We start from the raw sequence: 12,981 nt of genomic DNA, 5'->3' as shown, positions 1-12,981 counted from the left end.
ACACAGCTGCGGCCCCCGGCCCGCGGTGTCTCATGAGAGCTGTGATCCGCAGTGAGGGGACCAGAGGTACGGCGGTGACCGCCCTGAGCATCCTGGCGGTCACCGCCGCCTACTACGGGGTGGCACAACTCGGTCTGCTGAGGCAGGTGACCATCCACGGAGCCAGAGTCACCCCCCTCTGGCCACCGACGGGCATCGCGCTGAGCTCCCTGCTCTATCTCGGCCTGCGCATCTGGCCCGGTATCGCTCTCGGATCCTTCCTCGTCGTCGCCACCGTCACCGGTCCGATCAACCTCGCAGCCCCCGGCATCGTCGTGGGCAACACCGTCGCGCCGATCTGCGCGTACCTGATACTCCGCAGGGTCGGGTTCCGAATGGAACTGGACCGGCTGCGTGACGGGGTGGTCCTCGTCTTCCTCGGTGCGATGGCCGGGATGCTGATCAGCGCCTCCATGGGCACGACCATGCTGGCCGTCACCGGCAGGCTGCCGTTCGGCGATTTCTGGCCGGTCTGGGCAGCCTGGTGGGCGGGGGACGCCATGGGCGTACTCATCGTCACCCCGGTGCTTCTCGTGATGCGCAGGGCGCGACTGCCGCGGAGGACCGACCGGTGGGCAGAGGCGACCGCGCTGGCAGTCGTCTGCGTCGTGCTCGGCCTGGTGGCCACCACAAGCTCACTGTCGATGCTCTACCTGACGTTCCCGGTGCTCATCTGGGCCGCGCTGCGCTTCCAGCTGGCGGGCAGCGCGCCGTGTGCCCTGGTGCTGTCCGTGCTGGCGATCGTCGCGGGCAGCGAGAAAGTGGGACCGTTCAGCGGTCACACGATCCTTGAGATCATGCTCAATCTGGCCATCCTCAACGGCTCCATGGCCCTCACCGCACTGCTGCTGGCATCGATCGTCAGCGAGGACATGAATATCCGGCGCAGGATCGAGCAGGCCTGCGAGGAGCTCGCCGAGGTGGTGGAACATCTCGCGCCGGGAAGATCGGCGACAGCGTGGCCGTCCCGGCACCGGCACAAGCGCGACGGCCACTGACCTTCACGGTGTGCGTCACCGCGGGAAGTGGCGGTCCAGGAAGTCGTTGCGGAAGGTGCCGGACGGGTCGTACCGGGCCATCAGCTTCTCGAAGTCGGCGTACTGCCCGTACAGCGCGCGCAGCGTCTCGGGCGTGGTCGTGAACACCTTGCCCCAGTGCGGCCGGGCGCCGAACGGTGCGAGCGTCTCCTCGATCGCGCCGAGCACCGGCCTGACGGCGGCCGTGTCCGGGACCCAGGTGAAGTGGAAGGCCACCGCGTCGATGCCGCTCGCGGGGCTGAGCCAGAGGTCGTCGCGGGCCACGGCGCGGATCTCACCGATCTGCAGCAGCGGGGCGATCCGGTCCCGGATCCGGTCCAGTGCCGCGTACGCCGCCGCGGCGTCGCGCCGTGCCACGAAGTACTCCGACTGCAGCTCGTCCCCGTTGCTGGGGATGAACTCCAGCCGGAAGTGAGGCAGTCGCCGGTGCCAGGCGCCGGGGACGCCCTGCTGCTGGGTGCAGTTCTGAGCGGGCATGCCGTGGATCGGGTGGCGCGGGCCGTCCGCGAGCCGTGCACCGAGCCATTCGGCGGGTGCCTGTCGCGCTCCTCCGGCGTCCACCCGCTGCTTGAGCCAGACCTGGTTCACCGGGCCACCGCGCCAGTCGGTGAAGAGGCTGACGCTGTATGCGGCGGACATCACCTCGTCGAACCCGTCCGGGTCACCGAGCCGGGACTGCGGCAGATCCTCGTAGACCCACTGCTGTACGTCGAAGGCAGGCACCAGGTCCAGGGTCAGCCGGGTCACCACCCCCAGGGCGCCCAGGGCGACCACAGCTCCGGGGAAGTCCGCGTCGCCGCGCTTCAGCGCCACGATCCCGCCGTCCGCCGTGACCATCTCCAGCGCCCTGACCGCTCCGGCGATCGAACGGTTGCCGATGCCTGAGCCGTGCGTGCCGGTCGCGCAGGCGCCCGCCACGGAGATGTGTGGCAGTGAGCCCAGGTTGTGCAGGGCGTAGCCGTTCTCATGGAGGACATCGGAGAATTCCCCGAAGCGCAGCCCCGCGCCGACGGTGACCGATCCGGCCGCCCGGTCGATCTCGACGACGCGGTCCAGTCCGGCCAGCGACACGAGGTCTCCGGCCGTGTCCGCGACGGTGCTGAAGGAGTGCCGGGTGCCCAGTGCCCGTACCGTGGCGCCGGCGGCCACGATCTCCTGGATCTCGGCCACCGAGCGGGGGGCATGGAGGCGCCGCGCCCCGAAGGTGATGTTTCCGGCCCAGTTCTTCTCCGCGGGAGTCACCGCACGCCCTCTTTCTCTTGTGGCCGGCGCTCGCCGCCATGGCTGCATTCTCCCAGACCTGGGTGCGGCCTCGCGAGGACCTGACATGTCCGCACATAATCTCAGGGCGGAACCCGCCAAATGCCGACAGCCGACCGCAGACCTCCTGTATCCAGCGCGGAACGGGACGAGATCCGTGCCATCGTTTATGTCTGAACTTCACGAGAACTCCAGCGAAATGGCACGTGTGTGGATATCGTGCAGCGAGCGAGGGCGCATCCGTCAGTCCATGGGATCGGCGGATGCGTCCCGTTTGTGGAGATGCAACTGTGACTGGGGGGTTCATGGGGCATGTCGAGCTACCCGAATCCGACATACCTGGATCCGTGGGACTGGCGGGGGCGCCACTACCACGGACCACTTCGAATCGGCCTCGCAGCAGGGAACTTGAACAGCTGTGGAGTGCCCCGACCGTACAGCGCGAACGTTCTGACCAGACGCCCGCCCCGAAGAGAGGACCGGGCCGGTACCTGCCGCTCGTCGTCGGGGCCGATCTTCTCGGGCTGGGGATACCGGCCTGGCTCATCCTTCGCATGGGCGGGCTACCGCAAGCCCAACTGGCGGCGATCGTTGCCGCGTTGGTGTGGTGCGGAGCCCGGCTGGCGCGTGGCCGGTACGCAACCAGGCGGCCGGGGGGCCTCCGCGGCGCACTGACCGCGCCCGGGGACTGGCTGCTGCTCATCGGCGCACTGGCCGTCCTCAGCACGGTGTTCGGCGAGCCGGTACGGCCGGTGACCGCGGTCGTGGCGCTCCTGCCCGGCCTGCTGGTGACCGTGGCCGTTTCGCTCGTGTGCCAACTCCCCTGGCCAGGAAGGCGGGAGCGCGCCGAGCACCGCGTGCTCGTGGTCGGTGAGGCTTCGGGGGTGGACCGGGCGGTGCGGCTGCTCGGTTCCCGAACGGACCACGCATACAACGTCGTTGCGGCCATACCCGTCGGAGAGGCATCCCTGGGCTGCGCGGCTCCGGTCCCGGGGCGCCTCGCACCGGCTCCCGCCGACGACGACGTGTCGACGGTGCTGGGCGGAGCCTTCGCCCATGAGGCGGACCTGGCGCTGGTGATACCCGGACCACAGCTCTCCGGGGAACGGCTGCGGCAACTGTCCTGGGGCCTGCACGACGGGGGGCTGCAGCTGTCCGTGCTGTCGGACCTCTCGGACATCGCGGCAGGCCGGGTCCGGCCCGCCTCGGCGGCCGGACTGACGCTGCTGCATATCGTGCCGCCGCTCCGCCAGGGGCCACAGATGGCCCTGAAGGGTGTGGTGGACCGCACAGGTGCGGCGCTCGGGCTGGTGCTGCTGGCGCCGTTGTTGTTCCTGATCGGGGCAGCCGTACGGCTCACATCCGAGGGCCCGGTGTTCCACCGCCAGATCCGCCAGGGCCGACACAACCGGCCGTTCACCATGTGGAAGTTCCGCACCATGGTCGAGGACGCCGAAACGCACAAGGCGGATCTCCTCGCAGCGAACGAGAACGACGGTGCGATGTTCAAGATCCGCCGTGATCCCCGGGTGACGCGGATCGGCCGGCTGCTGCGTCGGAGCTCGCTCGACGAGCTGCCGCAGCTGATCAATGTCGTCCGTGGCGAGATGTCTCTGGTGGGTCCTCGTCCGCCTCTTCCGGAGGAGGTGTCCCGCTACGACGAGCGGGAGCTCCGGCGGCTCGCGGTCCGGCCCGGGCTGACCGGGCTGTGGCAGGTCAGCGGGCGTTCCGACCTCTCCTGGCAGGAGACCGTTTCGCTCGATCTGTGGTACGTCGACAACTGGTCGGTGGCCACGGACCTGGGACTCATGGCCCGTACGCTGCGCGCCGTCACCGACGGCCGCGGGGCGTACTGAGAGCGGCGGGGACCGGATGCGGAAGATGAACCCCGGCCGGCCGTACGGGGCCGGCCGGGCGAGCCACCTCCGCTCGATGGCGGCCCGCCCGGCCCGGCCCGGGGCGCGGTCAGCCCTGGGCGCCCTGGTGGTCCAGCCACCAGGCGTAGGTCCGGGCGATGCCGTCGCGCAGCGGAACCTGCGGCTTGAAGCCGAGGGAGGAGAGGCGGGAGACGTCGAGAAGCTTGCGCGGGGTGCCGTCGGGCTTCGTCCTGTCCCACGAGATCCGGCCTTGGTAGTTCGTCACATCCTGGACGGTGGAGGCGAGTTCGCGGATCGTCAGATCCTCGCCGCAGCCGATGTTGACGGGTTCGTCACCGTCGTAACGCTCCAGGAGCAGGAGGCATGCGGCGGCCAGGTCGTCGACGTGAAGGAACTCGCGCCGAGGGCTGCCGGAGCCCCAGAGGGTGACCTCCGGTGCGCCGTCCCGTCCCGCCTCGTGAAAGCGACGGATCAGGGCGGGCAGGACGTGCGAGGACTCCAGGTCGAAGTTGTCGCCGGGCCCGTAGAGATTGGTGGGCATGGCGCTGATGTACGAGGCGCCGTACTGCCGCCGGTACGACTGGGTCTGCACGATCCCGGCGATCTTGGCAAGCGCATAAGCCTCGTTGGTCGGCTCCAGCGGGCCGGTGAGCAGGGCGTCCTCGGGGATCGGCTGGGGAGCGCGCTTGGGGTAGATGCAGGAGGAGCCGAGGAAGAGCAACCGCTCGACCCCGGCGGCGTGCGCACCGGCGATCACGCTCAGCTGAATGCGCAGGTTGTCCTCGAGAAACTGCACCGGATACGTGCTGTTGGCCATGATCCCGCCGACCTTGGCGGCTGCCAGCACCACGGCGTCCGGGCGGATGTCACGCAGAAAGGCTTCGGTCGGTGCGGCGTCGCGCAGATCGAGCCGGTCACGGCCGCGGGTGATCACCTCGTGGCCTTCGGCGGTGAGGCGGCGCACCACCGCCGAGCCGACGAGACCTCGGTGTCCCGCGACGAATATGCGAGAGCCGGGACGTAGCAGGGGGCGGACGGATTCCTGGGGAGGGCCGGGGAGATCAGTCGTCATGGTTCGGATTGTGCCAGTAACTGTATGTCGCGGTGACGTTTTACCGCGGATCGCTCACATCACGATATTTCGGTGCATCAACAGCAACACAGACGACCACAGAAGGGGGGAGTCGTGGCGAAGACCGCGCTCATCACCGGCGTGACCGGGCAGGACGGCTCGTACCTGTCCGAGCTGCTGCTCGACAAGGGGTACACGGTCCACGGCCTCATACGCCGCTCGTCGAGCTTCAACACCGAGCGGATCGACCACATCTACCAGGGCCCTGAGGAGGAGAACCGGTCCTTCGTCCTGCATCACGCCGATCTCGCCGACGGAGTCGCGCTGGTGAACCTGCTGCGCGACATCCAGCCCGACGAGGTCTACAACCTGGGTGCTCAGTCGCACGTCCGGGTGTCGTTCGACGCGCCCCTGTACACCGGCGACATCACGGGGCTCGGCACCATCCGGCTGCTGGAGGCGGTCCGCGCCAGCGGCATCGACACCCGGATCTACCAGGCGTCGTCGTCCGAGATGTTCGGCGCCACTCCACCGCCGCAGAACGAGACGACCCCGTTCCATCCGCGCAGCCCGTACAGCGTCGCCAAGGTCTACTCGTACTGGGCGACGGTCAACTACCGTGAGGCGTACGGAATGTTCGCGGTCAACGGGATCCTCTTCAACCATGAGTCCCCGCGCCGCGGCGAGACCTTCGTGACCCGCAAGATCACCCGCGGCGTCGCACGGATCAAGGCGGGGCTCCAGCAACACCTCCACCTCGGCAATCTCGATGCCGTACGGGACTGGGGTTACGCCCCCGAGTACGTCGACGCGATGTGGCGGATGCTGCAGTGCGACTCGCCGGACGACTACGTGGTGGCCACCGGTGAAGGGGTCAGTGTCCGGCAGTTCCTGGAGTTCGCCTTCGAGCATGCGGGGCTGGACTGGCGTGACCATGTCCGGTACGACGCGAAGTACGAGCGTCCCAGTGAGGTCGACGCCCTGATCGGCGACGCCACCAAGGCCGAGGAACTGCTCGGCTGGAAGCCCGTCGTGAAGGCGCAGGAGCTGGCCGGGATCATGGTCGAGGCGGACATCCGGCAACTCTCCGATCAGCTCACCGGTGCAGCCGTGCGGGTGGATCGATGAGAGTGCCAAGACGTCTCAGACGCAGTGGCGTGTACGCCGCCGTCCTCGCGCTCGCCGCGGGCGCACTCACCACCTCGGCGGCCACCGCTCCCCCGGCAGCGGCGCTGACTCCGCCGGTCGGCTTCACGGCCGACAACCTGACCACCTATCAGACCAACGGGATCGTCTGGGCGCTCGCCGAGGCGAACGGGGTGGTGTACGCGGGCGGCACCTTCGCCAACGTACGGCCGGCCGGTGCCCCGGCGGGCAGCAGCACGACGCCCGCCGTCAACTTCGCCGCGTTCAACGCGGCCACCGGGGCGCCCACCGGCTGTTCGCTCTCCTTCACCCGCAGCAGCGGCACCGCCACGGTCCGGGCGTTCGCGCTCTCCCCCGACAAGTCCACGCTGTACGCCGGTGGATACTTCAACGCCGTCAACGGGACGGCTGCCAACGGCCTGGTGGCCATCAACACCGCGACCTGCACACTTCGTTCGGGGTTCGCGCCGAACTTCGGGGCGACCGTGCGGGCGCTCGACGTGGCCGCGAACGGCACGGTCTACGCGGGCGGCGACTTCCAGACGGTGGGCGGCCAGGCCCGGCGCTTCTTCGGCGCCGTCACCGCGGCCGGTGCCGTGACCGCGTGGAACCCGGACGCCGACGATCCCGGCCGGGCGCTCAAGGTCACTCCGGACGGCGGGAACGTCCTGATCGGCGGCGACTTCTTCACCGTCGGCGGCGCCGACTCGCACGCGCTCGCGGTGACCGACGCCGGCTCGGGCGCGCTGACCCGCGCCTACACCGGCAGCTTCATCCCGTCCACCGCGGTCGTCAAGGACATCGTCACCGACACCGCCTCCGACGGCTGGTACGTCGCGGGCGAAGGCACGGGAGGCGGCTCCTTCGACGGCCGGCTCGCGATGCGGCTCGGTACGTTCGACCAGCGCTGGCGGGACACCTGCCAGGGGGCGACACAGGCGCTGCGGGTCTATCGGGGCGTGCTGTACGCGGGCAGCCATGTCCACGACTGCTCCACCATGGGCGGCTTCCCGAACCAGGTCCGCAAGCACCTCACCGCCCAGTCCGTCGACGATCCGGCGATGCTCGGCTGGCTCCCGGACACCAATGACGGGATCGGTGAGCCGGTCGGGCCGCGCGCCCTGACCGTGTCCTCCCGCGACGGCCGCGACTTCCTTTGGGTGGGCGGCGAGTTCACCACGGTGAACGGGGTCGCCCAGCAGTCCCTGACCCGGTTCGCCAACACGCCCGACACGGGCGCGCCGTCCGTGCCCGTCGTCAGTGTCTCCGCTCCCCGGGCCGGTGAGGTGAAGGTCCGTTGGCGGTCCGGTCTGGATCTGGACGACAGCCTGCTCACCTATCGGGTCTACCGCGACGGCGGCTCGACGCCCGTGTACACGACGCAGGGGTCCTCACTGTTCTTCAGCCGCCCGCAGCTGACGTTCACCGACACCGATGTGGTGGCCGGACGGACGTACTCGTACCGGATCACGGCGAGCGACGGGACCAACACGAGCGCCCTGTCGGCCGCCGCCTCCGTCACCGCGGCCGCCTCGTCGAGCCCGTACCAGGAGCGGGTGCTCGCGGACGGTGCCAATCTGTACTGGCGCTACGACGAGGCGGGCGGGGCGTTCGCCGCGGATGCCTCGGCCGGTGACGACGGCGGGGTGTACATGAACGCGCCGACGTACCGGTCGACCCCGTCCGCGGTCGCCGGTTCGGCGGCACTGTCCCTGAACGGCACGGACGAGTACGTGTACAGCGACCGTCTGCACCACTACACCTCGCCGACGCCGTACTCCATCGAGACCTGGTTCCGGACGAACACCACGCGGGGCGGCCGGATCGTCGGCCACGGCAACAACATCGGCACCGCCCAGGGCCACACCAGCAGCATCTCCGACAAGCTCGTCTACATGACCGATGACGGGCGCCTCGCCTTCGGCGTCCAGGTCGGCAGCACCAGCAGCAGGCCCACCCTCACCACAACGGCTTCCTACAACGACAACACCTGGCACCATGTCGTCGCCACCCAGGGACCGTCCGGCATGAGGCTGTACGTGGACGGGGTGGCCGTCGGCTCCAACACGACCGCGGGCAACCGCTCGTACAACGGGTACTGGCGGGTGGGCGGCGACGCCATGCCGACCACCTGGCCGAACCGTCCCACCAGCACCTACTTCGCCGGGCAGGTCGACGAGACCGCGGTCTACCCGTCGGTGCTGACCGCCGCCCAGGTCGCCGCGCACCACGCCCTGGCGGACACCCCGTCCGGCCCCGGAGACACCACCGTGACGCTCACTCCGGACGACGACGCGTACGTCAACAGCGTCGCGCCGAACACCAACTACAACGACAGCCAGCTCGCCTCGCGCGGCAGTACGGCCTATCTGAGCTATCTGCGCTTCACCGTGCCCGCGGCCCCGGCCGGACAGGTCCTCAAGAGCGCACGGCTCACGTTCCGCACGTCGTCCGACTCGACGGCGGGCTCCTCCGACAGCCACACCGTGGTGCCGGTCACCGGCACCTGGACCGAGTCGGCGGTCACCTACAACACCCGGCCGTCGCTCTCCTCGACCGTGCTGGGGACCATCACCGGCGCGACCTCGGTCTCCACCGACCATTCGGTGGAGCTGAACGCACCGGCACTGGGCGGAGCACTCGGCTCCGTCTACTCACTCGCCCTGACCAGCAGCGGGACGGACAGTCTTCGCATCTGGTCGAGCGAGGTATCAACCGCGGCCTACCGGCCGCAGCTCGTTCTCACCTTCGGAGCTGAATGATGAACGGAAGTACGGGGCGCAGACGCGCGGGACGTGGCCGGGTGCGTGCCGCGTCCGCCGCGCTCTGCCTGCTCGCCGGAGCCCTGGCCGCGACCGCGGTCGGGGCCTCCCCGGCGGCGGCTCTCACACCGCCGGTCTCCCTCACCGCGGACGACCTCTCCACCTGGCAGACCAACGGCATCGTCTGGTCGATGGCTGCCACGGGCGGGGTCGTCTATACCGGCGGCACCTTCTCCACCGTCCGTCCCCCGGGCGCGGCAGCCGGCACATCCGAACAGCCCGCGGTCAACTTCGCCGCGTTCGACGCGGCGACCGGCGCACCGACCGGCTGCAGCCTGTCGTTCACCCTCTCCTCCGGAACGGCGACCGTTCGGGCCCTCGCCCTCTCCCCCGACAACACCACTCTGTACGCGGGTGGGCAGTTCGGTGCGGTGAACGGGGTCGGCGTCAGCAATATCGCCGCGATCGACACGGCGACCTGCACCCCGCGCCAGAACTTCAAGGTCGCCGTCTCGGCGACCGTACGGGCCCTGTCCGTCACGGACGACACCGTCTATCTGGGCGGCGACTTCAACACCGTCGCCGGTCAGACCCGGAACAAGTTCGCCGCGGTCACCACCGGCGCCCAGCTGAAGCCGTGGACGGCCAATACGGACGAGGTGGGCCGGGCCGTCCACGTGACGCCCGACGGGCAGCATGTGCTGATCGGCGGCGACTTCTTCACCGTGAACGGCACCACCTCGCACGCCCTCGCCGTCGTGGACGCCACCACGGGTGCGATCACCAAGAGCTACCCGGGCTTCATCCCGAACACCTCCACGGTGCAGGACCTGACCACGGACGCCACCGGCTTCTACACCGCCAACGAAGGCACCGGTGGCGGTGTCTTCGACGGACGGATCGCGCTGAACCTCAGCGACTTCGAGCAGCGCTGGCGGGACACCTGCCTCGGTGCCACGCAGGCCGTGCTGGTCCACGACGGGGTCCTGTACAGCGGCAGTCACGCCCATGACTGCTCCAGCATGGGCGAGTTCCCCGATCAGCCGCGCAAGCATCTCCTCGCGCAGTCGGTGAACGACCCGAAGCTTCTGCCGTGGTTCCCGGACACCAACGACGGCATCGGGGAGCCGGTCGGACCGCGGGTGATGGCCCAGACCGACCAGGGCGGGCACCACTACCTGTGGGTCGGCGGTGAGTTCACCACGGTCAACGGCTCCGCGCAGCAGGGCCTGACCCGGTTCGCCGACGGTCCGGACACCGGAGCTCCGTGGGTGCCCAACGTCAGCCTCTCCACGGTCGCCGCGGGCAAGATCGAGGTCAACTGGCAGACCAGCTTCGACACCGACGACGGCGAACTCACCTACCGGATCTACAAGGACGGTGCGAGCACCCCCGTATACACGACCACGGGGAGCTCGGTGTTCTGGGACCGGCCGCAGCTGAGGTGGACCGACACCGACGTGGCTCCGGGCGAGACACACACGTACCGGATCAGCGCGAGCGACGGCACCAACACCAGCGCCAAGTCCCCCGCCCAGAGCGCCACCGTGGCTTCCGCCGCGGAGAGTTACCCGGCCAGGGTGCTCGCCGACGGTGCTTCGCTGTACTGGCGGTACGACGAGGGGACGTCGACGTTCGCCGCGGACACCGGGACCGGTCTGAACAACGGCTTCCTGCGCAACGCCCCGGCCTACCGGCAGACTCCGGCCGCCGTCGCGGGACCGTCGACCGCCATCGGATTCAACGGCTCCAATCAGTACGCGTACAGCAACAAGCGGCATGCGCAGCCGACCAAGTTCTCGGTGGAGACCTGGATCAAGACGACCACCACCAGGGGAGGGAAGATCATCGGCTTCGGCAACCTGACCATGCAGAACAGCAACCAGTACGACAAGCATGTGTACATGCTCAATGACGGGCGGCTGACCTTCGGCGTCTACAGCGGCGGCACCCGGACCATCACCACCTCCGGGGCCTACAACGACGGCACCTGGCACCATGTCGTCGCCACGCAGGGCAGCTCCGGCATGGCGTTGTACGTGGACGGACAGCTGCGCGCGTCCAACATCCTGTACACCGCCAACGAGAGCTACAACGGGTACTGGCGGGTCGGCGGGGACAACCTGGGCAGCTGGCCGAACCGTCCGACGAGCGACTTCTTCGCCGGGCAGATCGACGAGACCGCCGTCTACCCGACCGCGCTCAGCAGCTCCGCGATCAGTGCCCACTACGCCCTGAGGACGGGTGGATGAGGTATCCGATCCTGGCCGGCGCCGCCGTCGTCGTACTGACGGCGGCGCTGGCCGCCTGCGGCTCGTCCTCCGACGGGAACCACCGGGAGGCGGGCGGCGCGAAGCCGTCGGCCGCCGAGTCCCCCGTCGCGGGGGCGACGGCCGGGCCCGGCGCCGACGCGTCCGCCGGCCCGTCGGCGAAGAAGACGAGCGAACCACCGAAACTGCCCGCCGACGAACTCACCCCGGCCACCGGCTCCTTCACGAAGAAGCAGAAGGAGTACCTGGTCGACCGGGTGCCCAAGGGGATGGACCCGGCAGCGGTGCTCCAGACCGGCCAGGAGACCTGCGACAAGCTGTCGTACCTGGTCAAGGTCGACAAGGACACCGCCGTCGCGGCCATCGTCACCGGCGAGGTCGCCGGTGCTCAGCCCGCTGTCGCGCACCTCTGCACCGACCATAAGGACCTGGTGGACCGGGCCGCTCTGGGGTACGCCGACGGCACGTACAGGAACCAGCAGATCCGGCCGGGCCGCTACTACGCCGTCACCCCCACGAAGAGCTGCACCTGGCAGGTCACGGGGGCGGGCGGCAAGAACCTGGCGTCGGGCACCTCCGGCTCCGGGAAGCGGGTGGGGATCACCGTCGCGACGACGGCCCGCGCCTTCACCTCCACAGGCTGCTACGCCTGGCTGCCCGAAGGAGACAAGGGATGAGCAAGCTGCCGATAGCCGTGGCGATCCCCACGAAGAACGAGGGCCTCAATATCGCCGAGGCGGTGAAATCGGTCCTCGGCCACTTCGAGGCGGTCGTCGTCGTCGACTCACACAGCACCGACGACACGGCGAAGATCGCCGAGAGCTGCGGCGCCGAGGTGGTCACGTACACCTGGGACGGCGGTCATCCGCGGAAGAAGCAGTGGTGCCTGGAGAACGTCCGCACGGACCTCGACTGGATCCTGCTGCTCGACGGCGACGAGCGGCTGAGCCCCGGTCTGCTGGCCGAACTGCGGCAGATCTTCGCCGATCCCGGGGCACCGAAGCCGGCTGCGTACGACATCCCGCTGGGCTACTGGTTCTCGGGCCGGAGGCTGCGCCACGGGTACACCATCCGTAAGCGGTCCCTGACCGACCGGACCCGGTGCCACTATCCGGAGGTCGGAGATCTCGCGGCGCCCGGTATCGGTGAGGTCGAGGGGCACTACCAGCCGGTCGCGGCGACGGCGGGTACGCTCCGCAACCCGATCGAGCACCAGGACCTCGACCCGGTGACGGCGTGGTTCGAGCGGCACAACCGCTACTCGGACTGGGAGGCGTGGCTTGAGCACCATCCGGACGTCAAGGAGCAGGTCCGGAAGGTGAAGTCGCGCCAGGGGCAGCTCTTCCACAAGGCGCCGTTCAAGCCGCTGGTGTCGTTCGCGTACATGTACGTCTACCGGCGGGGTTTCCTCGACGGGCGGGCGGGCTTCGACTTCGCGCTGGCGATGAGTTTCTACCGGTGGCAGATCGCCCTCAAGTCCCGTGAGGGCAAGGTGGGGTGAGCGTCCCGCACCGTATC

Annotated in this window: 9 protein-coding genes; 7 read left to right on the top strand and 2 right to left on the bottom strand. The window is 69.3% G+C overall.

Translation table 11 applies throughout. The features are described from left to right. Window positions 1-41: 41 nt before the first annotated feature. Window positions 42-1,037: an MASE1 domain-containing protein gene (locus OG395_RS44720; protein ID WP_327249657.1), complete on the top strand. Its 996-nt coding sequence runs from the start codon at window positions 42-44 to the stop codon at window positions 1,035-1,037. 15 nt (window positions 1,038-1,052) lie between these two features. On the opposite strand, the gene OG395_RS44715 is transcribed toward OG395_RS44720, so the two are convergent. Continuing rightward, a complete protein-coding gene (locus OG395_RS44715) occupies window positions 1,053-2,318 on the bottom strand; it encodes an FAD-binding protein (protein ID WP_327248023.1) in 1,266 nt (421 codons plus the stop codon). 323 nt (window positions 2,319-2,641) lie between these two features. On the opposite strand from OG395_RS44715, the gene OG395_RS44710 reads away from it, so the two are divergent. Then, the gene (locus OG395_RS44710; RefSeq protein WP_442818797.1) at window positions 2,642-4,192 is read left to right on the top strand and encodes a sugar transferase; all 1,551 of its coding nucleotides are present in this window, start codon (window positions 2,642-2,644) and stop codon (window positions 4,190-4,192) included. 109 nt (window positions 4,193-4,301) lie between these two features. On the opposite strand, the gene OG395_RS44705 is transcribed toward OG395_RS44710, so the two are convergent. Beyond that, window positions 4,302-5,285, bottom strand: coding sequence for a GDP-L-fucose synthase family protein (locus tag OG395_RS44705; RefSeq protein WP_327248021.1), 984 nt, complete (start codon window positions 5,283-5,285; stop codon window positions 4,302-4,304). 114 nt (window positions 5,286-5,399) lie between these two features. Here OG395_RS44705 and gmd point away from each other — a divergent pair, with 114 nt between their 5' ends. Genes gmd through OG395_RS44680 form a run of 5 tightly spaced genes read left to right on the top strand, consistent with a single transcriptional unit; the run spans window position 5,400 to window position 12,964 of the window. Continuing rightward, window positions 5,400-6,413: a GDP-mannose 4,6-dehydratase gene (gmd, locus tag OG395_RS44700; protein ID WP_266989069.1), complete on the top strand. Its 1,014-nt coding sequence runs from the start codon at window positions 5,400-5,402 to the stop codon at window positions 6,411-6,413. A gap of 2 nt (window positions 6,414-6,415) precedes the next feature. Next, window positions 6,416-9,193 (top strand): DNRLRE domain-containing protein, encoded by a 2,778-nt coding sequence (locus OG395_RS44695; protein WP_327248020.1) that lies wholly within the window; start codon window positions 6,416-6,418, stop codon window positions 9,191-9,193. Further along, a complete protein-coding gene (locus OG395_RS44690) occupies window positions 9,193-11,445 on the top strand; it encodes a LamG domain-containing protein (RefSeq protein ID WP_327249656.1) in 2,253 nt (750 codons plus the stop codon). Before OG395_RS44695 ends, OG395_RS44690 begins: the two co-directional genes overlap by 1 nt. Continuing rightward, window positions 11,442-12,140, top strand: a complete 699-nt coding sequence (locus tag OG395_RS44685; RefSeq protein WP_327248019.1) for a hypothetical protein — start codon at window positions 11,442-11,444, stop codon at window positions 12,138-12,140. Before OG395_RS44690 ends, OG395_RS44685 begins: the two co-directional genes overlap by 4 nt. Then, window positions 12,137-12,964 carry a glycosyltransferase family 2 protein gene (locus OG395_RS44680; protein ID WP_327248018.1) on the top strand — a complete coding sequence of 276 codons (828 nt, stop codon included), beginning with the start codon at window positions 12,137-12,139 and terminating at the stop codon, window positions 12,962-12,964. The genes OG395_RS44685 and OG395_RS44680 overlap by 4 nt, the downstream gene beginning before the upstream one ends. Window positions 12,965-12,981: the final 17 nt, after the last annotated feature.

The organism is Streptomyces sp. NBC_01320, assembly GCF_035974375.1.
GTDB lineage: Bacteria > Actinomycetota > Actinomycetes > Streptomycetales > Streptomycetaceae > Streptomyces > Streptomyces yanii.
This window is presented reverse-complemented; position numbering and strand designations above follow the sequence as displayed.